Origin of the sequence: Cupriavidus sp. UYPR2.512 (assembly GCF_000379565.1) — a bacterium.
In the GTDB taxonomy this organism is placed as follows: Bacteria; Pseudomonadota; Gammaproteobacteria; order Burkholderiales; family Burkholderiaceae; genus Cupriavidus.
The window spans coordinates 99,422-123,250 of the sequence record NZ_KB902964.1; the positions used below are offsets into that span (position 1 = coordinate 99,422).

General features: G+C 59.2%; 20 protein-coding genes and 1 pseudogene. 11 read left to right on the plus strand and 10 right to left on the minus strand.

The genetic code is table 11. The annotated features are described in order from the left end of the window. Positions 1 to 250 precede the first annotated feature (250 nt). From A3A5_RS0114250 to A3A5_RS0114265, 4 genes are read left to right on the plus strand one after another with little or no spacing between them, the layout of a single operon-like run. Complete coding sequence (locus A3A5_RS0114250) at positions 251 to 1,387, plus strand: glycosyltransferase (RefSeq protein WP_018311238.1); 1,137 nt, start codon at positions 251 to 253, stop codon at positions 1,385 to 1,387. Further along, positions 1,387 to 2,706, plus strand: coding sequence for a sugar transferase (locus tag A3A5_RS0114255; protein ID WP_018311239.1), 1,320 nt, complete (start codon positions 1,387 to 1,389; stop codon positions 2,704 to 2,706). The genes A3A5_RS0114250 and A3A5_RS0114255 overlap by 1 nt, the downstream gene beginning before the upstream one ends. Further along, positions 2,706 to 3,839, plus strand: a complete 1,134-nt coding sequence (locus A3A5_RS0114260) for a glycosyltransferase (protein ID WP_018311240.1) — start codon at positions 2,706 to 2,708, stop codon at positions 3,837 to 3,839. The genes A3A5_RS0114255 and A3A5_RS0114260 overlap by 1 nt, the downstream gene beginning before the upstream one ends. Further along, on the plus strand, positions 3,839 to 5,089 hold the full coding sequence (locus A3A5_RS0114265; protein ID WP_018311241.1) for a lipopolysaccharide biosynthesis protein: 1,251 nt from the start codon (positions 3,839 to 3,841) through the stop codon (positions 5,087 to 5,089). The genes A3A5_RS0114260 and A3A5_RS0114265 overlap by 1 nt, the downstream gene beginning before the upstream one ends. An 85-nt stretch (positions 5,090 to 5,174) precedes the next feature. On the opposite strand, the pseudogene A3A5_RS41525 reads toward A3A5_RS0114265, so the two are convergent. Next, positions 5,175 to 5,722 (minus strand): annotated as a pseudogene (locus tag A3A5_RS41525) (IS5 family transposase); the annotation flags it as partial. Between the two features lie 1,372 nt (positions 5,723 to 7,094). Here A3A5_RS41525 and A3A5_RS0114280 point away from each other — a divergent pair. From A3A5_RS0114280 to A3A5_RS0114305, 6 genes are all read left to right on the plus strand, one after another. Further along, positions 7,095 to 8,123 (plus strand): Wzz/FepE/Etk N-terminal domain-containing protein, encoded by a 1,029-nt coding sequence (locus tag A3A5_RS0114280; RefSeq protein WP_232431352.1) that lies wholly within the window; start codon positions 7,095 to 7,097, stop codon positions 8,121 to 8,123. A 256-nt stretch (positions 8,124 to 8,379) separates the two neighbouring features. Next, positions 8,380 to 9,717, plus strand: a complete 1,338-nt coding sequence (locus A3A5_RS38555) for a hypothetical protein (RefSeq protein WP_018311245.1) — start codon at positions 8,380 to 8,382, stop codon at positions 9,715 to 9,717. A gap of 75 nt (positions 9,718 to 9,792) precedes the next feature. Continuing rightward, positions 9,793 to 10,722, plus strand: coding sequence for an NAD-dependent epimerase/dehydratase family protein (locus A3A5_RS0114290; protein WP_018311246.1), 930 nt, complete (start codon positions 9,793 to 9,795; stop codon positions 10,720 to 10,722). After that, positions 10,719 to 11,675, plus strand: a complete 957-nt coding sequence (locus A3A5_RS0114295; RefSeq protein ID WP_018311247.1) for a glycosyltransferase family 2 protein — start codon at positions 10,719 to 10,721, stop codon at positions 11,673 to 11,675. The genes A3A5_RS0114290 and A3A5_RS0114295 overlap by 4 nt, the downstream gene beginning before the upstream one ends. Positions 11,676 to 11,794: 119 nt before the next feature. Next, entirely contained in the window at positions 11,795 to 12,685 is an 891-nt protein-coding gene (locus A3A5_RS0114300; RefSeq protein WP_018311248.1) for a glycosyltransferase family 2 protein, read from the plus strand. Continuing rightward, positions 12,686 to 13,741 carry an EpsG family protein gene (locus A3A5_RS0114305; RefSeq protein ID WP_018311249.1) on the plus strand — a complete coding sequence of 352 codons (1,056 nt, stop codon included), beginning with the start codon at positions 12,686 to 12,688 and terminating at the stop codon, positions 13,739 to 13,741. A 136-nt stretch (positions 13,742 to 13,877) separates the two neighbouring features. On the opposite strand, the gene A3A5_RS0114310 is transcribed toward A3A5_RS0114305, so the two are convergent. The 6 genes from A3A5_RS0114310 to rfbB all read right to left on the minus strand — a co-directional run bounded on the left by A3A5_RS0114310 (position 13,878) and on the right by rfbB (position 19,527). Further along, entirely contained in the window at positions 13,878 to 14,972 is a 1,095-nt protein-coding gene (locus A3A5_RS0114310; RefSeq protein ID WP_018311250.1) for a glycosyltransferase, read from the minus strand. A 26-nt stretch (positions 14,973 to 14,998) separates the two neighbouring features. After that, positions 14,999 to 15,826, minus strand: a complete 828-nt coding sequence (locus A3A5_RS0114315) for a glycosyltransferase family 2 protein (RefSeq protein ID WP_018311251.1) — start codon at positions 15,824 to 15,826, stop codon at positions 14,999 to 15,001. A gap of 295 nt (positions 15,827 to 16,121) precedes the next feature. After that, complete coding sequence (rfbC, locus tag A3A5_RS0114320; protein WP_018311252.1) at positions 16,122 to 16,673, minus strand: dTDP-4-dehydrorhamnose 3,5-epimerase; 552 nt, start codon at positions 16,671 to 16,673, stop codon at positions 16,122 to 16,124. Beyond that, positions 16,670 to 17,548 (minus strand): glucose-1-phosphate thymidylyltransferase RfbA, encoded by an 879-nt coding sequence (gene rfbA, locus A3A5_RS0114325; RefSeq protein ID WP_018311253.1) that lies wholly within the window; start codon positions 17,546 to 17,548, stop codon positions 16,670 to 16,672. Before rfbA ends, rfbC begins: the two co-directional genes overlap by 4 nt. A gap of 10 nt (positions 17,549 to 17,558) precedes the next feature. Next, the gene (gene rfbD / locus A3A5_RS0114330; RefSeq protein WP_018311254.1) at positions 17,559 to 18,473 is read right to left on the minus strand and encodes a dTDP-4-dehydrorhamnose reductase; all 915 of its coding nucleotides are present in this window, start codon (positions 18,471 to 18,473) and stop codon (positions 17,559 to 17,561) included. Beyond that, positions 18,463 to 19,527, minus strand: a complete 1,065-nt coding sequence (gene rfbB, locus A3A5_RS0114335; protein ID WP_018311255.1) for a dTDP-glucose 4,6-dehydratase — start codon at positions 19,525 to 19,527, stop codon at positions 18,463 to 18,465. The genes rfbD and rfbB overlap by 11 nt, the downstream gene beginning before the upstream one ends. A 232-nt stretch (positions 19,528 to 19,759) precedes the next feature. Between rfbB and A3A5_RS0114340 the strand changes: the two genes are divergently transcribed. Further along, the gene (locus A3A5_RS0114340) at positions 19,760 to 20,608 is read left to right on the plus strand and encodes a symmetrical bis(5'-nucleosyl)-tetraphosphatase (RefSeq protein ID WP_026200781.1); all 849 of its coding nucleotides are present in this window, start codon (positions 19,760 to 19,762) and stop codon (positions 20,606 to 20,608) included. A 35-nt stretch (positions 20,609 to 20,643) separates the two neighbouring features. On the opposite strand, the gene A3A5_RS0114345 is transcribed toward A3A5_RS0114340, so the two are convergent. The 3 genes from A3A5_RS0114345 to A3A5_RS0114355 form a co-directional block, all read right to left on the minus strand. Further along, positions 20,644 to 21,477 carry a 1-acyl-sn-glycerol-3-phosphate acyltransferase gene (locus A3A5_RS0114345; RefSeq protein WP_018311258.1) on the minus strand — a complete coding sequence of 278 codons (834 nt, stop codon included), beginning with the start codon at positions 21,475 to 21,477 and terminating at the stop codon, positions 20,644 to 20,646. Beyond that, complete coding sequence (locus tag A3A5_RS0114350) at positions 21,474 to 22,757, minus strand: dihydroorotase (RefSeq protein WP_018311259.1); 1,284 nt, start codon at positions 22,755 to 22,757, stop codon at positions 21,474 to 21,476. The genes A3A5_RS0114345 and A3A5_RS0114350 overlap by 4 nt, the downstream gene beginning before the upstream one ends. Before the next feature lie 62 nt (positions 22,758 to 22,819). Beyond that, complete coding sequence (locus A3A5_RS0114355) at positions 22,820 to 23,794, minus strand: aspartate carbamoyltransferase catalytic subunit (protein ID WP_013957750.1); 975 nt, start codon at positions 23,792 to 23,794, stop codon at positions 22,820 to 22,822. Between the last annotated feature and the right edge of the window lie 35 nt (positions 23,795 to 23,829).

Sequence of the window (23,829 nt, forward strand, 5' to 3'; positions counted from 1 at the left end):
TGCGGCTCGCCAAAGGACGTATTTTGCCGGATTGCACAGCCACCGGGCGGTATAATCGCCGCATTATCACCGGTGGTCACAATTTTCGGTGTCTGTCCTACGCCTTGCGGCGTTTTATGCGCCGGGCCGCGCCCTGCCGCCGGGATGCCATGGCGCCCGGCCGTAACCGTCACAGCATCCGGCGACTACCTTCCTGCAGATTTCGCCGGGGCATGTGGCGGCCTCGACCCAGCCAGACTCGTACGAACACTTGAGACCCGCCCAGCCTTCGCAGCGCCTGCGCATTGCCTATCTGATCACCAATTCGGAGATCGGGGGCGCCCAATCGCATGTCGGCGATCTGTTGCAATCAATGCAGGGCCGCGCCGAAACGGTCTTGCTCGCAGGCGGCGATGGGCCGCTGTTCGATATTGCCGCCCGCGCTGGTGCCGAAACCAGGCGGCTGACCCGGCTGGACAACGCCCTATCCCCCTGGCGCGCCGTCACGGCCTTGCACGAGCTGGTGCACGCGCTGAAGTCAGCGGCACCCGACCTGATCCATGTACACAGCGCCAAAGCGGGCGCGCTTGGCCGCATTGCCGGCCTGCGGCTGGGATTACCCGTGGTCTACACGGTCCACGGTTTTGCCTTCAAACCCGAAGCCCCCTGGCGCCAACGGCTGGCCGCGCGCGCGGCGGAATGGCTGCTGGCACCGCTGGCATCGCGCGTGATCTGCGTTGCCGAGGCCGAGCGCCGGCTTGCCAGCTCACTGCCAGTCCCCGCAGACCGGATTGCAGTGATCCCCAATGGCATTCCGGACACGGCGCATCGCGCCGCCCCCCAGGCCCCGCTGCGCAGGCTGGTGATGGTCGCACGCTTTGCCGCGCCGAAACGCCCCGATGCGGTCATCCGCGCCTTTGCGCGAGCCAACCTGCGCGATTGCGAACTGGTGCTGGCCGGCGACGGCCCACAGCGAACGGCCATGGAACAACTTGCGCAGCAGCTAGCACCCGGGCGCGTTCGTTTTCCGGGCAACGTGGCAGACATCCCCGCCCTGCTGGCATCCGCGCAGGCTTTCGTGCTGGCCTCGGACCATGAGGGCTTTCCGCTGTCTGTGCTCGAAGCCATGCGCGCTGGCCTGCCCGTGACCGCCTCGGACCTGCCTGGCATTCGCGAGCAGATCGGGCACAACAGCCATGGCTTGCTGGTCGACCACGACGATGAGTCCGAATTCTCGGCGGCGCTGGAAGCGCTGGCCTCAGACTCCGCCCTGCGCGGCGCCCTCGGCAGTGCCGCGCGCCGCCGATGGGAACAACACTATGGCCTGGACCAAATGACCGAGGCAACCTGGTCCGTCTATCGCGATGCGCTGGCAAGCAATCCACGCGGCGCCAGCCTGCCCACATGATGAACACAAAGCCCGACAGCCTGCGCCATCATGCACTGCGCGGCCGCATCGGCGGCTCCGAGACCGTGCGCCGCGTGAGCCGGATGCTGACGTGGGCGGTGCTCGGCCTGGCATTGTTTGCCATCAGCGCGATATTCGCCGAGATGGCCCATCGCGCGGGCTTCGTCACCTATGTGTTCACGCGCACGCTGCTATGGTCGGTTGTGCCGTACCTGTGCGCGTTCATGTTGCTCAGCCGCTCGCTGCACCTGCCGGCCATGGAAGGCAACAGCCTGGCCGGGCTGGCGGTCACGCTGCCCTTCTGCGGGCTGCTTTTTTGCTTTGCCGCGTTCCATATCGAGTATTCACGCGGTGCCCTGTTGCTGGCGTACCTCATCACACTGACCTGGGTCTGGGCCGGTTACCGCCGCTTTGTGCAGAACTACGTGCCGCTGTTCGGCTATACCGATCCGCAGACATTGACACAACTCGAGGCCATACTCGCCATGCCCGGCGCGGCACCACCAGCCCGCATCCGCTTCGAGCCGATCGGATCGCTGGAAGACGCAAGGCATTTCGACGGGCTGATGGTGGAGCGCAGCGCCACCGGCGACCCGGAACGCACCCGTCTGTTGGCGCACTACAAGATGAGCCATGTGCGGATGTATTCGGTGGAGCGCGTCGGCGAGATGCTAACCGGCCGCGTCGGTCTGGCACATATCGATGAGAACTTCCTGGACGACTACGCAGCCCATTACATGTACGGCTACCTGAAGCGTGCGGTCGACATGGTGACCGTCCTTTGCCTGGCCCCGCTTGCCATGCCGTTGGCCCTCGCCGTTGCACTCGCGATCCGGCTGGAGTCACCTGGCGGTGCCATCTTCCGCCAGCAGCGTGTCGGCCTCTTCGGCAAGCCCTTCGTAATGCTGAAGTTCCGCAGCATGGGCGTCGACAGCAGCGCGCCTGCCATGTTCGCCGCGCGCCGCGATCCTCGGGTCACGCGTGTCGGGCGGGTCATCCGCAAGTACCGGCTGGATGAGATTCCCCAGCTTTGGAATGTGCTGCTGGGGCATATGAGCCTGATAGGCCCGCGGCCAGAGCAGGCGCCGATGGTCGAGGAGTTCTCTGAGACCATCGCTTACTACCCGTACCGGCACCTGGTGCGGCCCGGGCTGTCGGGGTGGGCGCAGGTGCAGCAGGGGTATGCCGGCAGTCGTGAAGAGACTGTGACCAAGCTTAGCTATGACTTGTACTACGTCAAGCATTGCTCGCTGGCCCTCGACTTGCTGATTGCGGTAAAGACGCTGCGCACCCTCGCGACCGGCTACGGGGCACGCTGATGGGTGCGGCTGGCGAGTTCGCCGTGCAGCGGCCACTGCGCATCCTGATCATCACCACAGGCCTGAAGCTAGGCGGCGCGGAGCAGCAGATCGCCGCCCTTGCACGCACCTTCGTGGCGCTCGGCAACGAGGTCGCCATCCTCAGTCTCACCAAAGGCCAGGAAATCGACCTGCCCCCCGACGTCGGCGTGACCGAACTGAACATGCGCAAGACGCCACTGTCGATGCTTGGGGCGCTGCGCAAAGCGCGGCAACTTGTGCACCAATGGCACCCGGACGTGATCCATGCCCACATGGTCCACGCCAACCTTTTCGCACGCGCGCTGGCAAGGACCGGGCACATGCCGCCAGTCATCTGCTCCGCCCACAGCGCGCGCGAAGGCGGCCGGTTGCGCGCCCTCGCCTACCGCGCCACGGACCGATGGTGCGCCCTGACGACCCACGTGAGCGAAGCCGGCAGACAGGCGATGGTGGCAAGCGGCGCGGTGCCGGACGGGCGTGTGATCGTAATGCCTAATGGCATCGATACCACCCGCTTTCGCCCGGATAGCGCTTCGCGCGAACGCACGCGCTGTGACCTGGGACTCGGCCCTGACGACGTGCTGGTTCTGAACGTCGGCCGTCTGGTCCCGGAGAAGGATCAGACCACGCTGATCGAGGCTTTCAGCGAAGTGAGCCGTCTCATACCGAAGGCCAGACTGATGATTGCCGGCGACGGCCCGCTGCGTGCCGAACTGGCGAGCCAGATTGAAAAGCATGGGTTGAATCATGCTGTGCTGTTGGCCGGCGTCAGGAGAGACATTCCGGAGCTTTTGCAAGCTGCCGATGTTTTCGTGCTGTCGTCGCGAATCGAAGGCATGCCGCTTGCCGTAGCCGAAGCGCTGGCCAGCGGCCTGCCCGTGGTGGCCACCGACGCAGCAGGCGTATCGGAGCTAGCCAGCAGCACCGCCACGCTGACGCCTATCGGGGACGCGTATGCCCTGACGCGCGCCCTGCGCGACACCATCGCCCGGCTGCCGGGAACCCAGTCCGAACGAGACCACCGCCGCCAGCAGATTGTCAGCCGGTTCGATGTGGCAGCGGTGGCGCAGCTATGGCTGGCGCAGTACGGAAAACTGAAGGAAGAACGCTGATGCGCCGCAGAGTCGCAGGCAATCTGCTATGGATGCTGGCCGACCGAGGCCTGCAGGTGGCCGTGGGAATCGGCGTCGTAGCCATGCTGGCACGCGCGCTCGGCGCCGAGGGGTTCGGGCATTTCCAGTATGCACAGTCGCTGGTGTTTATCGCGGCGTCCATTCCATTGATCTGTTCTGCCGAAGTCGTGGTGCCACGGCTCGTCGCCCGACCAGATCCAGAGGCCATGCACGCGCTGCTCGCCCATGCCTTTGCGATCCGCCTGACCGCAGGCCTTGCCGGCTATGCGCTGATGTGCGCCTACCTGGCATTCACACAACAGCCGGCAGACACATGGATCCCCGCAGCCATCCTCGGCACGGCCATCATGCTGCGCGAACCGTTCGGCGTGGTCATCGCGTGGATGCAGGCGCGTACGCATAACCGGCCGAACGTAGTCTTCAACCTCATTGCATTGGCTGCCAAGGCCGGGCTGATTGGTGCACTGTTCTTTAGCGGAGTCAATCTTGTACCCGCCTATGCAACGGCATTTGCCATCGAACCGCTGATTGCCGCTGCGCTGCTAGCCTGGTATTACCTGTCACGCGCGCCCCGTACCGTACCAACCCGCGACGCGTCGCTGACCCGAGACCTGGTGCGCGATGGGACACTGTTCTGGGTCAGCTTCATGCTGATGGTGTGCGCTCGCCGTGCGGACCAACTGATTCTCAAGCCATCCGTGCCAATTGCGGAGCTGGGGGCGTATGCCGCGACGATGCAAGTGCTGGACAATTTTACGACTATCGCCACGATCCTGGCCGCCGGGGTTGCGCCGATATATGTTTTCGGGCAGCAGTCGGTGGGCGCGGCACGACGGAATGTGCTGCGCATAACTGGCGGCGTGACAGCAGTCGGGCTTTGCGGGGCGATCATCCTGGCACTTTGTGCTGAATGGGTAGTTCAGTTGTTGTACGGGCAGGCGTTCGGCGAATCGGTTGTGCTGTTGCGGTTGGCTGCGCTGGCGTCGACGCTTGTTTTCGCAGATGTAGGGTTGAGTCTATTGCCGGTGTTTCTGCGCAAGCCGCGGTGGGTAGCAGTGAAGTGGGCGCTGGTGCTCGCAACGACGGTAGCGGTCGATCTCATTGCTGTACCGCGTCTGGGTGCACGCGGGGCTGTGCTGGGCTATGCCATGGCTAATGCCGTTGCATTAATCTTTGGGTTAGCTTTGGTGCTTCGCACGCGGCCTGCAACTGCTATCGCCCCCGCATAAGCCAGTCCATGAACCGCTGCTTGCCTGGCGAGCTGCGCGCCACAACTGGCGCCGCCTCCGGCGACTCTTAGAAGCTGTTGCGAAATTAATTCATGAAGGGCTTTAGCCTGCTCCAGCAAATCAGTGAACAGGCAAGGGACAGGAAGGCGTCGTGGACATGGGCATATCGTTCGTATCGAATCTTCAGGCGTCTGAACGAGTGGAGCCAAGCAATCGAGCGCTCCACGACCCAGCGCGTTTTGCCGAGCCCACTGCCGTGTGGCGAGCCGATTTTGGCAAGCACGGGCGTGATGCCGCGCTTGCGCAAGCGCTGTCGGTGCGGCTCGGAACTGTAACCCGGTCCCCTTGGACGATTTTCGGCTTGCGCTGCGGGCGTCCGGGCTTTCCGCGAATGGGAGGAATCGCCTCGACCAGCGCATCGAGTTGCGTGATGTCGTTGCTGTTCGCGCCGCTCAGGATGACCGCGAGCGGGATGCCTTGCGCGTCGACGATGAGGTGATGCTTGCTGCCGCAGCGTGCGCCGGTCCGTTGGGTTCGGGCCGGTTTTTTTCCCGCCAGCATGGCGCGAACCGGGGAACTGTCGACAATGGCGCGCGCCATGTCGAGTTCGCCGCGACGACGCAATTCGGCCAGAGTATGAAGAATGATCTGGCCTCGGGTCAGGAGATAAGCGCGCTTGATGTGATCACGCTCATCCGGTGACCGAAGTGGCGGAACAACTGCTGACAGCAGAAGGCTGATCAAAGAAAGGAACGCAGCAAATTGCGGCCACGCCTTCTTCGTAACAATTTCATAAACTGCGGCTAATTTCATAGTTAAGCTCGTACCGCAACTACGATTCCTACCATGGTCAGCGAAACACCGACAAAATACTGAGCCGAAAAGCGCTCACCGAAAATCAGGTGACTCCCGATTGGCACAAACACGAAGGCGAGAGCCATTAGCGGATAGATTCGGCCCAATTCGATCTTTTGCAAAACCCAAACCCACGCAATCGACGTGGCGCCATAGAGGCATATTGCAGCAACGAGGGGTACGGCGCTGCTGGGGCTAAACAGGGACCCGCTAGCCGCTAGGGCCGCGGAGCTGATTTTAAATAAGACCTGTCCGATGGCCAAGCCTACAACACACAACGAGGCAACCACGTAGACAGTCATTAACTGACCTCCATTTTTTCTACGGTAGCGTGAAACGCAAAAAATAAATTCAGATCAATCGAGGGGACAGGGAACGGCCACCAGGTCCCGGGCACATACGCCGCAACCGCATTGCCAGCAAGCGGCTGGAGTTGGCGCGCTCCCCATGTTTTACGGGAACAATGGCCCGGTAGGACAAGCCCAGGCCACCCGCGTCTACCCCCCATGGGATGTTGCTGACAAGCAGGCTGCTTTTTTACTTTGCGAAGGCCCTTGGTCAGCGACGAGGGCGGGGTCTTTTAGGCTGCACATGTACTACACGAAGTGCAAGGCCGGCGCGCAACTTTGCCCCTTGGGTGTTCTGGGATTGACGACTAGTGCTCCGGCGTAAGGCACCGATCTATCTCCGAGAAGCAGCGACCGCCCTCATGGTGAGACTGCAACAAGACGCGGGTGCGCTAACCGGAAGCGCCTGTGTAGCAAGGGGAACCTCGATCGGCTGCGGTCCCCATACAAATCCGCTGGGACTGAACTGCACTATGTCTCGCGACTGACCTACCTAGCCACAAACCAGGCAGGTTCACGTCTTGGGCCTCACCCCCGCCCGAATGAAAGTTGCGCTTTAGCTACCCACATAACGAAAAGCGCCTTCTGCTGATCGTGTAAGATATCGCAAATTTTGCACAGATCCCGACAGTACTGTTGTAAGCTGGCCCGGAAAAGCGAAACTCTTCGGCTACCCTTTCGCGGGTAGCTGCTTACGCAACCAATATTCGCCCGCTCAAATTGAGCTATTGAAGGTAATGTATAGCCCCCCGCCCATCAAGACAGAAGAAATCAATCGCCCACCGCTACTGGATGCGCTGATTATGCTCATTAGGCACAAGCGCGCAATAATACTGACACCTGTAGTGCTGGCAGTATTGGCTTATGGCCTGAGCCTCCTGATGACCAAGCAGTACACGGCGACACTTCGGGTGGCACCATCCAAGAATGTGCAGACATACAGCTGGATTCTGAATAACGAGCTGGTGCTGGATCAAATTGCGGCAGAGCTGGGATTGGCGCAACATTATAGTACAGCGACTCAGACCGCTACGCGGCAAGCGATATCGGCGCACGTCAAGGTTACCGTCAACAACAAGGATGCCTATCTCGACATAATCGCGATAGATAGGGATCCGGCTTTCGCAGCAAAGGTTGCCAATACCGCAGGTCGTGCGCTGGAGAGAAATCTCTACGACATGCGGCTTCTGGATATTTCGCAATCTCGATACGCCCTCGAACTACGCTACGAGGCAGCCCAGAAGGACAAAGTTAACGCGGAAAAGCTTCTTAATTCCGCCCAGGTCCAGGATCAGCTGAAGAGGATATCTCCTTCGGATCGCTACGGAATAGTAGCGCTTGCCGATATTCAGGCCGAGGCAACTCTTCAGGCCCAAGGAGCCACGCGCCAGGGAGGCACCTCGGATCTGGTCCAAAGCCAGATAGTCAAGATGCAGGATCAGCTCAGCAGCTTGCAGCGTTTGACGGCAGGAAAGGGCAATCATCGTGACCTATCCGATCCCGGCGCACTCGCTGCAGCGGTCACGACTCTACAGCAATACTCCTACTGGAACGCCTTGACGGAGCGCCTTAAGAGCCGCCTGGAGTTCGCTCAAAAAGAAGAAAGGGATCAGTTAAAGATCACTTGGGCTACGCAACCCGATCAGAGGTCAGGCCCGCGGCCCTTGCTACTGGCGATCTTCGCCGCTGCAGCCGGCTTGGTCGGTGCGCTCGTATATGCATTCATTGCTGAGGGCATCGCGTCGAGTCGTACTCGGCATTCGTCAACATGGCAAGAGGTCGCACAAGAATGGCGTTCCCCCAACAATAAGCGCCGGAATGCGAGTTCCTAATCAGACAATGGTCTTGGAATAACTACTTCTCACTGCCAAACCAGCCCCCTTGGGTTCTCACTTAGCGGTGGACGTGAGACAAGTGTCAGCGGTCCGCCCTATTTCCGAGAGCGGGCTGCTCCCACGCCACCGGTGCGTGCATTAGCTTCGGTATCTTGAACATCGAGCAAAGGGCGCGGCCGTTCAAGATCGGAGAGCCGCCGTATCGGCCGAGCGACCGTGGCGATCCGAATGCAAACACCACATTAGCCTCAGCATGATCGTCAAATCCCTCTTGCGCATCGCCGGTATCGACCCTGCGATTGCCTATGTCATACTCGGCAAAGGCTGGACGGTGCTGGCCGGCATAGCGTCGTTGGTGCTGGTGGCCAGGCACCTCACCGGTGTTGAGCAGGGTTTTTTCTACACCTTTGCCAGCCTGCTCGCCCTTCAGATCTTCTTTGAACTGGGCTTTGGCGGCGTCATCGCGCAGTTCGCCGCTCACGAGATGGCGCACCTCACCTGGCGCGGTCGACACATCTCGGGCGACGCGATTTGCCAAGCCCGGCTTTATTCCTTGCTTTGGCTGGCCGCACGGTGGTACGGACTGATTGCGGTCCTGATGTTCCTCGTTGTGTTTCCGGCCGGAATCTGGTTTTTCAATGCGTCTCCCACCAGCGACCAGGTAAATTGGCTCAAGCCCTGGCTTGTGCTAGTGCTATGTTCCTGTGGCAATCTCGCCCTAAGCCCAATCATTTCCTTCTTCGAAGGATGCGGCCTTGTGGCGAAAGTCGCCAGGATGCGACTCCTGCAGTCCATTGTTTCAAATGTGCTGGCTTGGACTGTCTTGTTACTGGGCGGCAGGCTGTGGACAACCGCCGCATCGGCCGCTGCGATGTTCGCGATCGGTTTGATCTGGCTGTCCGTCAGCCTGCGGCCACTGCTTTCGGACATCATCGCCCACAAGAGATCCGCGCATATCATTTCCTGGCGGCAGGAAATCTGGCCGCTACAGTGGCGTATCGCCGTAAGCTGGTTGAGCGGGTATTTTGTTTTTCAAATCTTCAATCCTATTATCTTTCGCTTCCACGGCGCGGAGGCGGCCGGCCAAGTTGGCATGAGCATCGCAATCTGCAATACGCTTTCCGCTTTTGCTATGTCTTGGGTGGCTACCAAAGCACCTCGGTTCGGAGATTTCATAGCAAAGAAGAAATATGACGAGCTGGATGCGCTCTATAAAAGTGCCCTGCTCAAATCCTTCGTAATGCTGGTGATCGCGTCCATTGCATTGCTGGTCACCTTATATGGCCTCTCGCGCCTGCATGTTGAGTTCGCCAACAGAATTTTGGAGCCAGTTCAATTCCTGCCGCTAATAGCCGCGATGCTGGCAAACCACATCATCTCTTCGCAGGCCACCTATGCCCGCGCACACAAGCAGGAGCCATATCTGGCGTATTCAGTCGTGATGGCCTGCCTGGTAGGCCCGGCCAGTTATTTGCTGGGCCGTTACTTCAGTGTATCAGCCATGTTCGGCGGCTACGCGACCATCTTGTGCCTTGTCGGCCTCGCCTATTCATCAAGAATAATTAAGCAGTTTCGCCTGCATCGGATATAGCCGTATGCCGACACTTTCCTGTACCTCGTGCGAAGCGCACAGCCGATCCTCTAAAAAACTAGCTCACGGTGGTTGATGATGGCGACATATCTGATTTTGGGTGGGGCTGGCTTTCTGGGCCTTAACTTGGCTAGGTCGCTGACCGGCAACGGCGCCCTCGTACATCTGGCCGACAGAAACTTCACCCTCCTTGAACGTGCCGGGATGGCAGGGAAAGTCAGCTTGTTAAGCACTTCATATGCCGACCGTGATCGAATCATCTCGTATATTGACGAACACGCCATTGATGTCGTCATCGATCTGGTCTCGGGCCTTCTCCCCGGAAGCTCGTTCGAAGCCTTCACGGCGGAACACGAAAATGTACTGCTGCCCGCAACGATCCTGGTCAAGGAATTGGCAGCACGCGGCATTCATTACATCTACTTTTCATCCGGCGGTGCCGTGTACGGAAACTCCGCCAACGAGAGCCTGGACGAGAACACCGAATGCGCGCCTATTAGCTACTATGGCCAGGCCAAACTGTTGATGGAAAACCAGATCAGGTTCTTCCATCGCAAGGAAGGATTGGAATACCTGATCCTGCGCCCTTCCAATCCTTATGGCCCACTTCAGGACCCGTCCAGGAAGCAGGGGTTTATTGCTACAGCCTTGCAGACAATGTTGACCTCCCAGAGGCTCGAAATTTGGGGAGATGGGCATGTTATCCGGGACTATATTTACGTCGAGGACTTGACCAACGCTGTGGGCTCCCTCCTGCAAAACGGCATAAAGAATGAGACCGTTAACATAGGAAGTGGCAGCGGCACATCGTTGCGACAAGTCATTGCGGTACTCGAAACAGTGACCGGGAAATCGGCGGATGTTTCCTATGGCAAGGGCCGCGCCGTTGATGTCCGCAAGGTCGTGCTTGATGTAACCAAATTGCACTCGCTCGTGGACTTTGCCCCCCGCGACATCGAAGCCGGCATCGAACAATACTATAAGAGCCTGAGCGAAAATCCATGAAGAGCAACGTTCTTGCAATCGCAATCCCAACGTACAACCGGCCCGAGATTCTGGAGGAGAATCTTCGACAGCTTCTCCCTGATCTGCTTGCCACCAATGTTCCGGTGTACATCTCCGATGACAGCACGAATGAGTCGACCGGACAGATAATCGAAGAACTGAGCAAGGAATATCCTTATTTCTATTACACAAGGAATCAACCGGGCTTGGGGCATGATTACAACTGCATTAGCACGTTGCTTACCCCGAGCGAGAACTACGTCTGGTATCTCGGCGATTCTCTTCAAGTTGCCGAAGGGTATTTGCAGAAAGCACTAATGCTTGCGGAAACCGGTAGCTACGATTTTATCCTTGTCAATGCTCATTGCGGCGACGCTGCCGAGCGAAGCATTGAAGAGATGCATGATTTTCTGCTGGATCACGCATGGTATTTGACGATGACGGGCGCCACAATATACTCGCGCCGGGTCATCGACATCGCCTGCAATAAAGACCTGGCTGCGCGCTTCAGGAATTTCCCGCAACTAGCTATTATCCTCGATTATTGCCGAAATCATCCGGCTGCCCGCGCCTACTGGATGGGCTCTCCCGGTCTTCGCACATCAAGCAAGAAGAGCAGCTACTGGTCCACCAAAGCAATCAATGTATTCGCACTCGACTGGATCAATCTCATCGACGGGTTTCCTGATTATCTATCGCGCAATGAGCGGGACAGCGTGATAAAATCTCATTCTCGCAACACCTACACATTCAAAATCGGGCATTTGCTGCGACTGCGAATGAATGGCGGCCTGGATTTTCAGAGAGCACGGCAATTCGCAGCCCAGTTAAGGCGTACATCATATACGCCATACTGGCTCCTGACAATGGTGGCGACACTGCCATTACCTCTTTGCACTGTCATTATCAAGCTACTGGACTTCCGACAAGCCAGTCGATCAAGATCAAGTTAGCCTATCAACTTATACGCATAGCAAATGCCACAACAATTTCGGTGTCGAAGCGATCGGCGTTATACGTCGAGGCGGATTCCTCAGATATACCGTTATTCTAGCCACCACCCGATAAAGCCATGATCGCAGCCATTGTTATTCTTTACAATCCTGACAGTCAATTACTAGACCGGTTGATCGAAAGCCTTGCGGGCCAGGCTGATGCTATCTACCTGATAGACAATACACCTGACATTTGGGAACGCCCGACATATCAGGAGAACAGACTCCTCAAGTATCATCCCCTCGGCGAGAACGTTGGCATCGCCAAGGCTCAGAATATCGGCATGGAGCTTGCCGCCAAGGACGGTGCCAACTGGTTCCTGCTGCTGGATCAGGATAGCGCTTTGTCCGAGGGCATGGTGCAGGGGCTACAGGCGGCGAGCCTCCAGCTTGAACAGCGTGGCGTCAAGGTAGCGGCCGTTGGACCGCTTTTCCTTGACGAGAAATCGGGCGTGTATGCCGATGCTGTGCGCCATGGCGCTCTGGGCGTAAAGAAGATTCGCCTGAACCCATCCTTAGCCAAAGAAGTGGAGACAGACTACATCATTGCTTCGGGTTCATTGATTCGTGCCGAAGCGCTCGCGGGGATCGGCGGGATGATGGAAGAGCTTTTTATTGATTGGGTGGATATTGAATGGGGGCTTCGCGCCAAGGCGATGGGATATAAGAGCTACATTATCCCGTCAATCGTGATGCGTCATAGCATCGGCGATACATATATCCGAGTGCTTGGACGAGAGATCAATCTGCACAATCAGATCAGAAATTACTATATAGTAAGAAACGCCGCTTATCTTTTAAGAAAGGGATATATGGGCTGGCGCTGGCAGGTGGCAACCTGCTTAAGGTTGCCAAAATACGTCGTGGTTTATTCGTGTTTTTCACCAGCCCGCCTGCATAACTTCTTCAGTTTGCTGCGCGCATGTATTGATGGGCTCACCGGTCGACTGGGCCCAGTCAAGCTTTAAATGCTTCCATACTATTTTCTGTTCGCTACGAGCGTTCTTTTGATCTCGGCATCGGCGATACGGCCGGAGCGCGAGAGGGTGGGCATCGACCCTATACTCTGGCCGATCCTTCTTGTAGCCCTGGCACTATTCGCAGGGCTCAGGGGTGCGGGCATCGATCGAGACTATGACAACTATGCCTCATGGTTTGATAGCCTTAGGAACGGCGCAGATTGGCTTGACTATATTAAGGACCCGGCCTTCGTCCTGCTAGCCAGAGCAACTATAGTCACCGGCCTCCCGCCCAGCGTGTTATTCCTGATATTTGCGGTCTGCGCAGTCGCGTCCAAGTATGTCTTCGCCAAGGCTGCTGCACCGTCTACGACATGGCGGTGGCTATTCCTGCTGATTATTTGCCGCTTCTTTGTTGTCCACGACATGACGCAGATCCGGGCTGCGGTCGCCATCCCCCTAGCTTCCCTGGCCATCATCAAGATCAGGGAGGACCATACAAAGTCCGCAATTCTGCTAGTGATTGTCGCCACTATCTTCCACATCTCGGCTGGCCTCTATGCTCCTCTCCTCCTGCTCGTGAAGTGGAGACGATGGATACTTGGCCCAAGGCGATTATGGGTGATGGTACTATGCGGGCTTCTTGCATTTGCATTGCAGGGCGTAATAATGGGGCTGCTTAGCGTTGTAGCGCCGGAGCGGCTCGCGCCGTACTTCGATGGCTCCTACGGAACGGTTGCCGTTAGTTTTCTAAATATCAATTTTCTTTCCAAACTAGCTGTTTTTCTTTACCTGACAGGATTTGCCTGGCAGCGACTCAGTGAGTGGAATCGTGTCGTGCTGCTCATGGTCACCATTGGCATAACAATTCAGATTACGTTCCTCTGGAACGACGCAATCGCACTGAGAGGCGCGGAGCTATTCGGGTTGTTCGATATGGTGATGTACATGATTCCGATTACATTGCTGGCGCGGTCCGAAAAATATCTCTATGCCATGGCGATAGCCATGATGATGGGTATTTTCTACTTCTCCTCCCTTCGGCTAGTCGGTCCTTATTTCTAGATGAGACGCCAAGAAAAAATAGCCCTTGGAGGAAGGTGTCTGACAAACCTTCCATCCAAGGGCTGTTTTTACAGTCTTACAGGTTGCCAAGCCGCATCGCACTGATGCGACCGGCGGCGCCGGGACCCTGCTATTTCTATTTCTTGACGATCATCCAGCGCGGCGACTGGAAACGGACTATCCGCCAGTACAACCATACGTAAGACACGATAAAGACTGCCACGAAGCACAGCAGAATAATCTTATTGTTCCAGAACAGAGTTGCGGGCAATACGGCTAGCAGGCTAAGCATCCACAAGTAGGGAGATGTCATCGAATTGCGCCGCAAGCGATGGCGCGCGTCCTTGCTTCCTACGGCCCATCGCATGAGGCGCTTGTAGATAAGGGTATGCAGATGGACGCCATCGGGATAGCCCGCAGGCACCCCCTTTAAGACACGCCGCCGGTAGATAGAAAAGAGCGTTTCAAATATCGGATAGATCACCATCAGTACGGGATACCAAGCCGAAACTTGCGGATTTCTCAGTACAAGAAGGATGCCGCACTCCGCGAGCATGAAACCAATGAAATATGCGCCGCCGTCACCAAGGAAGATATGGCCTGCTGGAAAATTCCAAATGAAGAATCCAAGAATTGCCCCAACCATGGCAAACGCTACCGTCAAAATCAGGGTATCGCCGACTTGGAATGAAACATAAGCTAGCGAAACGAACATCATCATGGCGACCATTGAAGCCAGGCCGTTGAAACCATCAATGATATTGACCGCATTGGCCAGCCCTGCGACTGCCAGCGTGGTGATGATGGGGGAAACCAGCGGAATCGCCAGCGCCGCATCCGGCCAAGGTAGATCGATGCGGACGATCTTTGCATTGAGGAGATAAACCGCCAAGAGCGCGGATATCATCGTAGCGATGAGTCGTTCGCGCGGCGTCACACGCTTCGTGAGGTCCTCGACGAAGCCCGCAAGAAATGCTGGCAACGCACAACCCATCAAGATCAGGAACGGATAGCCAACCAGTCTGGGATCGCGAATCGACGCCAACAGCGCACCGCCCCACAGAGCGAGCACAATGCCCATTCCCCCGATCCTGGGCACCGGCCGGGCGTGAAATTTCTGTACCCCCTTCAAATCCCAGTCAGCGGTCAGATGCGAATGCAGGCTCGAATAGTGGATGACCAGCAGTGTGATGACGAACGACAACAAAAAAGCAACCGAAAGTGTGAGCATAGGATAAGACGATTCGTCGCCGTCCTCTATTTGTCGAGGAGATGCATGGTCAATCGTGACACGGTTGCGCGGTTCAAAGCCGCGCGCTCTCTATCGCAGAACCACCCAAAACGATTGAAATATAGAATAGCCGACCGTAGGTGCTCTTTTAGCAATCGGAACGAACGATACGAGCCTTGCCCATGCTCGTGTATCACCTCTGCACGTGGCTCCAATGTCAGGACGCCGACTTTCGCCGCGCGCCGGCAGATATCGACATCTTCCAGGTACATGAAGTAACGGGGATCGAAGCCTTTCAGCGCGAGGAATGTTTCACTTCGAAAGGCCAGGAATGCCCCAGAAAGGCTGTTAACTTCCAGCACCTTGTCATAGGAAAACTTGCGCAGTTCGTAGAGGGCATCGGCCCGGGCATACATGAAAGCAGGGGCAAACCGCCTGGCAAAGAGATTCCACGGAGTCGGCAACAGCTTGCAGGAATGGTAGAGGTCGCCTTCCGGAGAAACGATCCGCGGACCGGCCACGACGACGTCAGGCCGACCAAGGATAAAGCTGGCCAGCGTAGAGACACAGTCAGCTTTGGCGACAATATCGGGATTGACTACGAAATGGACAAGCGATCGGAGCGCTGCGATATGCGGCAGTGCCAAGTTGTGACCTCGCCCGAAACCGATGTTGTCGGGCGCATCAATGATTTGCACACTGTCAGACGCAAATTGCGCGTAACGCCCCTTCACTTCGGAATTATCGATCAGGAAAATTCGCATTGCCGCGTCCCTTTGCAGGGAACTGAGGCAAGCCCGTACCTGTTCGACGGGACTGTTGTACAGGACGATGGATGCGGAAATGGTCTGCATTGAATTCCAAGAATCTCGGATCAAGCCGTGGCTCGCTAAATCGAGCTGAGCGCTATGATGCATGCTCCGGACTCGCATACGAGTAACCGGACTTCGCCGACAAAGAATGCGTCGTACCAGTTGCCCCGTTACTTTACCTTAGCAGCACGTAACGAAAGGACTCTTAAGCACACCGATTTCGTCGGAGCAAGGGCTCTCTCATGACTCAGACCCACGGACGGGCTGACTCGCTCTATCGGGGCATGTAGGCGTCCAGCCTTGCCGCCTATGCCCGTAGCACGTTGAATTCGGTACGCTAGTCAAAGAGTTCCGCATCGGCAAGTTTGTTGGCGGCAGCATCCTTTGCTGCCAAGATAGGGGGGTCCTGAATTGGCCAGGCTATGCCAACATCGGCATCATTCCAGGTCAAGCTGCGCTCATGCGCTGGGTACCAGTAATCTGTCGTCTTGTAGAGAAATTCCGCGTACTCGGACAGGACAACGAATCCATGAGCGAACCCTTCCGGCACCCAGAACTGCCTCTTGTTCTCTGCCGACAGCGTTGCGCCAACCCATTTGCCGAAGGTTGGGGAACTCTTACGTAAATCCACGGCAACGTCGAACACCTCGCCAATCACCACGCGCACCAGCTTTCCCTGCGGATGCTGGATTTGGTAGTGCAGGCCTCGCAAAACATTGCGAGCGGAGCGCGAGTGGTTATCCTGCACGAACGTCCGCTTCACACCTGTCGAAGCCTCAAAGTGCTGAGCGTTGAAACTTTCGAAGAAAAACCCGCGGTCATCACCAAACACCTTGGGTTCGATGATCAACACTTCTGGAATATCTGTTTGAATGACGTTCAAGCTCATTTGATCGCTTCCGAAGTGATCTGCTGCAGGTATTTACCATAACCATTCTTGGACAGCGGCTTCGCCAATTCTGCCACCTGCTCGGCATTGATCCATTTGCTACGATACGCGATCTCTTCCGGGCAGGCCACCATCAGCCCCTGCCGGTTCTGTAGCGTGGCAATAAAGGCGGCTGCCTCGAGCAGCGAGTCATGTGTACCGGTATCAAGCCACGCATAACCACGCCCCATGATCTCCACGTCGAGCTGAGCCATCTCCAGATAGCGTTTGTTGACGTCGGTAATCTCGAGTTCGCCGCGGGCTGACGGCTTGATGTCTGCCGCAATATCGCAGACCTGTCGATCATAAAAATAAAGTCCGGTAACCGCGTAGTTCGAACGCGGCTTCAACGGTTTTTCGTCAAGCGACAGCGCCCGAAAATTTTCATCGAACTCCACCACTCCATAGCGCTCCGGATCCTGCACGTGATACGCGAATACCGTGGCGCCCTCCTGCTGACTCGCGGCGCGGCCTAGCTGTGCGACCAGATCGTGACCATGGAAAATGTTGTCGCCCAGGATCAAAGTGGACGGATCATTGCCGATAAAATCCCGGCCGATAATGAAAGCCTGCGCCAGGCCGTCCGGAGAAGGCTGCACGGCGTACTGCAGATTGATACCCCATTTGCTGCCGTCGCCGAGCATTTCAACGAAGCGCGGTGTATCTTCCGGGGTTGAGATGATCAGGATGTCCCGAATCCCTGCCAGCATCAGCGTCGACAAGGGATAGTAAATCATCGGCTTGTCATAAACCGGCAGCAGTTGCTTCGATACCGATCGGGTGATCGGATAGAGGCGAGTGCCGGAGCCTCCGGCAAGGATGATGCCTTTACGCATAGTGTCTAGCTCAGGAAAAGATCTGGTCCAGCAGGTGATGGATACCTTGCCGCCAGTCCGGCAGGTAAATGCCGAAGGTCTGACGCAGTTTGCTCGTGTCCAGGCGAGAGTTCGCAGGACGCGGCGCAGGCAGCGGGTATGCTGTAGCGGGAATTGCTTCGATGCGGGCCGGGTCCACCTTCAGCTCAATGCCTTTGGTGGCGGCATAGCGCAACACTTCGCTGGCATAGCCATGCCAAGTAGTCTCGCCGGCAGCGGCCAGATGGTAGGTGCCGGCCGCGAAGGCCCGCCGGTCGCCAGATAGCCAGTGCCGCGCAATAACCTGGGCGGTCACATCGGCAATCAATGCTGCCGTGGTCGGCGAACCAAACTGGTCCGCAATCACCCGCAGGCTGTTGCGTTCACGACCGAGCCTCAGCATGGTCTTGGCAAAATTGCCGCCATGCTCACCGGCTACCCAACACGTACGGAAGATAAGGTGCGGCCCGCCGACTGCCGCGATGGCTTGTTCGCCGGCAAGCTTGCTTTTGCCATACACCGATTGGGGGTTCACCGCATCGGTTTCGACATAGGCGACTGCCTTGGTGCCGTCAAAGACATAGTCGGTCGAGTAATGCACCAACAGGCTGCCGAGTGCCTTTGCTTCTTCCGCCAGGATGCGTGCAGCCGTGGCATTGATCGTGTATGCGAGTTCGGTTTCTGTCTCAGCCTTGTCGACCGCCGTATAAGCCGCTGGGTTGACAATGACATCAGGCCGGTACTCGCGCACCACGCGACGGATATCATCCGGGCGCGACAAATCACAGCTCGAACGATCGAGCGCTATGACGTTGCCGAGCGGTGCCAGGCTACGGCGCAACTCGAAGCCGACCTGGCCATTGCTGCCGGTAACGAGGAAGGTAGGAACGCCGGCGTCAGGCTGCATATTGCTTCGCCACCCAGTTCTGATACTCGCCAGACAGGACGTCCTGAACCCACGCCTGATGGTCGAGATACCACTGCACCGTTTTCCTCAATCCGGACTCGAAGGTCTCGGCCGGCTTCCAGCCCAGCTCTCGCTCCAGCTTGCGGGCGTCGATCGCATAGCGGCGGTCGTGGCCGGGGCGGTCCTTGACGAAGGTGATCTGGTCGCGGTACGAGCCGGTGGCCTTGGGGCGCAGTTCGTCCAGCAGGTCGCACAAGGTATGCACGACATCGACATTGGTCTTCTCGTTCCAGCCGCCAACGTTATAGGTCTCGCCGAGACGCCCCCGAGCCAGCACTTCCCGAATCGCCGAGCAGTGATCCCGCACGTACAGCCAGTCACGCACGTTCTGCCCGTCGCCATAGATCGGCAGCGGCTTGCCAGCCAGCGCGTTGGCGATGACCAGCGGAATCAGCTTTTCCGGGAAATGGTACGGACCGTAGTTGTTTGAACAGTTCGTCGTCAGGACCGGCAGGCCGTAGGTATGGTGGTAGGCCCGGACCAGGTGGTCGGAGGCGGCCTTGGATGCAGAGTATGGGCTGTTCGGCGCGTACGGCGTGGTTTCGGAGAATTGCGGATCGGTTTCGCTCAGCGAGCCGAACACTTCGTCCGTGGAAACGTGTAGAAAGCGGAATGCCGATTTGGCGGGCTCTTCCAGGCCACCCCAATACGCGCGGGCCGCTTCCAGCAGCGTGAAGGTGCCTACGATATTCGTCTCGATGAATTCAGCCGGACCGTGGATGGATCGATCCACGTGGCTTTCCGCGGCAAAGTGCACGACGGCGCGCGGTTTGTAGGTGGCGAAGAGCTTGTCCAGGGCGGCACGGTCGCAGATGTCTGTTTGCGAGAACACATGGCGCGGATCGTCTTCCACCGACGCTAGAGTCTTCCGATTGCCCGCATAGGTGAGCTTGTCGACGTTGACGACCCCATCCGCCGATTTATCACCCAGCCATGCCAGAACGAAATTGGCGCCAATGAATCCAGCGCCGCCAGTGACCAAAATATGCGACAAAACTTGCTCCTTGCCTCGATATGTTTCGATGGCCCGGCAAAAGCCGAGCGCCCACCTTGTCCTCTTTCTGGACGGCGGGGCGTTAAGTGCCTGCAGAAGTGGCGGTATTCTATCCGACGGATTGCTCTAGCCCACGTCCCCTCCCCCTCTTTTTGTAGCCTCATGTAACCATGCCACGGTATATCGGTCACAAAACTACAAATAGAAGCGAAATAGTTTTCCTCCGGTTCTGATGCCCAACAATAAAGTTACTTTTTCGACACTCCATGCCGTCGGCGACTTACAAGGTTGCGCGGCCTCGCTGGACACCCTACTGGGCGAATTGCCGGCACAGCCAGCGCTCCGCTTCGTCGGCGACCTGGTCAACCGCGGCCCAGCCTCCCTCCAAACCCTCCGCGGCATTCATGCCATGGGTAGCCGCACTGAAACCGTCCTCGGCAACCACGACATCCACCTCCTCGCAGTAGCCGCCGGCGTCCGCAAGAAGGGCAAATCCGACACCCTGGACGACATCCTCACCGCCCCCGACCGTGAGGACTTGCTAACCTGGCTCCGCCACCGCCCCCTCGCCCTGCTGGAAAACAACTTCCTCCTGGTCCACGCCGGCGTCCTCCCCCAATGGACCGCCACCCAGGTCATCGACCTCGCCCACGAAGTCGAAGACCAACTCCAGGGCCCCAACTGGCAAGCCTTCCTCGCCGACATCTTCGGCAACGCCGCCGACCGCTGGCACGACGGCCTGCGCGGCATCGAACGCCACCGGGTGGTGGTCAATGCCCTCACCCGGCTGCGCTACTGCACTGTCGATGGCGTGATGGACTTCAAGACCAAGGAAGGCCTGGGCCAGGCGCCGGATGGGTTCATGCCGTGGTTCGACGTGCCGGGGCGGCGTACCGAGGATGTGACGGTGGTATGCGGCCATTGGTCGACGCTGGGCCTGGTCATGCGGCCAAACCTGATGGCGCTGGATACGGGCTGCGTCTGGGGTGGCAAGCTGACGGCGGCCCGGATGGCACAGAATCCTGCCGAACGGACCGTCGTTCAGGTTGATTGCCCGCAATATTGTGACCCGCTCGCCTGACTGGCAATCCCGCGTTGGCAGGGACGACAGGATGGCTAGCTGATGGCAGCGGAGGCTGGCTCGGGCACGCCGCCGGGCTCGACGGGGTGATTCAGCCGTCGGGCCGCAGCGGCAGCGTGTTCCGGCGCGCCCTGGCTGAGGTGGGAGACCACCTCCCTGGCGGAGTTTGCCAGCTCGCGGCGGTCACCCGAGGCCGACGCCAGCGCGGGCCCGATCACCAGCCTGGCCTTGATCCGGGGTGCACGCAAGACCGCTTCCAGTGACTGCAGCAATGTGGTCTCGCCGATGTAGGCAGCGGCAAGCGTTGGTTGACCGGTAGCGGCATCGAGGTAGTTCAGCCCCAGGGGCTGCACGGGCAACCCGCCAGAAATCGGCGCCTGCATCAGGTTGGCGTGGAATGGCAGCACCTCGGCGCCGTCGGTCGTGGTGCCTTCCGGGAACACGCCGACCAGATCCCCTTGCAGCATCACATCCGTAATGTCATGCAGCACCCGATGCGCATCCCGCTTGCGCCCGCGCTCGATAAAGATGGTGCCGGTCTTCTCGCACAGCCAGCCGACCAGCGGCCAGCTGCGGATTTCCGATTTGGCGACAAAGCGCACCGGCTGCCAACTGTGGATGACATAAATATCCAGCCACGAGATATGGTTGGACACGACCAGCGCGCCATGGCGGCCGGCGCCGTGCGACGGGGCGCCGGTGGCGTCAACCACGTCCACGTCTACGCCGCAAATGCGCAACAGGCGCCGTGACCAGCGCCGGATATGCCATTCGCGCGTGCGCACGCCCAGCCACGGGAACAGCAAGGCGCAGGTCACCAGCCCGCGCAGCAGGTGCAATACCAGCGCGGTCTTGCGCAGCCAGATCATGCGTGGGCGTGGTTTCCGTACACGACTTGCCCGCCGACCAGGGTCATGCGGACCTTGCCTTCCATCTCGTAGCCGAGCCACGGCGAGTTCTTGCCCTGGCTCTTGATGGAGCGGCGGTCGACCTTCCAGACCTGTTTGGGATCGAACACGCACACGTCGGCGGCGCTGCCGACGGCCAGGTTGCCGGCCTTCAGGCCGATCACGCGGGCGGGCTCGGCGGTGATGCGGGCCAGTGCCTGGGCCAGCGGGACCTTGTGCTCGGCGGCCCAGCGCAGGGTCAGCGGCAGCAGCAGTTCCAGGCCGGTTGCGCCTGGCGATGCCTCGGCGAACGGCAGCAGCTTCTCGTCGTCGTCGACCGGGGTGTGGTCCGAGCACAGGGCGTCGATGGTGCCGTCGGCCAGCGCGGCGACGATGGCATCGCGGTCGCGCGGGCTGCGCAGCGGCGGCGAGAAGCGCATCTGCGAGTTGAAGTAGCCGATATCCATGTCGGTCAGCGAGACATGGTGGATATTGACGTCGCAGGTCACGGCCAGGCCTTCGCGCTTGGCCTGGCGCACCAGTTCCAGGCCGGCGGCGGACGACAGGCGGCACAGGTGCACGCGCGCGCCGGTGCTGCGCATCAGTTCAAAGATGGTGTGCAGGCGTACGGTCTCGGCGATCACGGAGACGCCGGACAGGCCCAGGCGCGAAGCCACGGCGCCGCTGGCGGCGACGCCGCCGCCCAGGAACGGGTCTTCCGGGCGCAGCCAGACGGTGAAGCCGAAGGTCTGTGCGTACTGCAGCGCGCGCAGCAGCACTTGGGTGTTCTGCACCGGAGCCTCGGCCTGGCTGAAGCCGACGCAGCCGGCTTCGGTCAGCTGGTTCATCTCGGTCAGGGTCTCGCCCTTGAGGCCCAGCGTCAGCGCGCCCAGCGGGTACACGTGGGTCTGGTTCAGGGTGCGGGCGCGGAACTTCAGCATTTCCACCAGGCCCGGCTCATCGAGTACCGGATCGGTATCGGGCGGGCACACCAGGCTGGTCACGCCGCCGGCAGTGGCGGCGGCCACTTCGGATTCGAGCGTGGCCTTGTATTCGTAGCCGGGCTCGCGCAGGCGCGCGGAGAGGTCGACCAGGCCGGGGCACACGATCAGGCCGCTGGCATCGATGGTCTTGTTGGCGGTGAAGTCCGCCGGGGCGCTGCCCACGCCGACGATCTTGCCGGCGGCGATGTAGAGGTCCTGCGCGGCGTCGGTGTTGCTGGCCGGGTCGATCAGGCGGCCGCCCTTGATGTGAATCTTCATAGCTTGGCTTGTCGTGTCGCTTGGCTGGTTCGGTGTGTTCTGGCTCGTGTCGCTCGGCCGCGTCATTCGTCGCTGTTCCCGGCCACGATGCCCATCACCGCCATGCGCACGGCGATGCCGAAGGTCACCTGGTTCAGGATCACGGACTGCGGGCCGTCGGCCACGGCGGAGTCGATCTCCACGCCGCGGTTCATGGGGCCCGGGTGCATCACGATGGCGTCGCGATTGGCCAGTGCCAGGCGCTCCGGCGTGAGGCCGTAGGCCTTGAAGTATTCCTGCGCCGACGGCAGCAGCGCGCCGCTCATGCGCTCGTTCTGCAGGCGCAGCATGATGACCACGTCCACGCCCTTCAGGCCCTCTTCCATGTTGTGGAAAACGCGCACGCCCATCTGCTCCAGCCCCGACGGCAGCAGCGTGCGCGGGCCGATGGCGCGCACTTCGGGCACGCCCAGCGTGGTCAGCGCGTGGATATCGGAGCGTGCCACGCGCGAGTGCAGGATGTCGCCGACGATGGCCACCGTCAGGTTGGTGAAGTCCTTCTTGAAGTGCCGGATCGTGTACATGTCCAGCAGGCCTTGCGTCGGGTGCGCATGGCGGCCGTCGCCGGCGTTGATCACGTGCACGTGCGGCGCGACATGTTCGGCGATCAGGTAAGGTGCGCCCGAGCTGGCATGGCGCACCACGAACATGTCGGCGGACATCGCCGACAGGTTGTTGATGGTGTCCAGCAGCGACTCGCCCTTGCTCGTCGACGAGGCGTTGATGTTCAGGTTCAGCACGTCCGCCGACAGCCGCTTGGCGGCGATCTCGAAGGTGGTGCGGGTGCGGGTGGAGTTCTCGAAGAACAGGTTGAACACGCTCTTGCCGCGCAGCAGCGGCACCTTCTTGACATCGCGGTCTGAGTCGGACAGCGATACGAACTGGCTGGCGGTGTCGAGGATGTGCGTGATCATGTCACGCGACAACCCCTCGATCGACAGCAGGTGCTTCAGTTCGCCGTTCTTGGTGAGCTGCGGGTTGCGGAACGTCTTGGTCATGGCTGGTCGGGCGCGGGCAAAAAACGGGGGTGGTC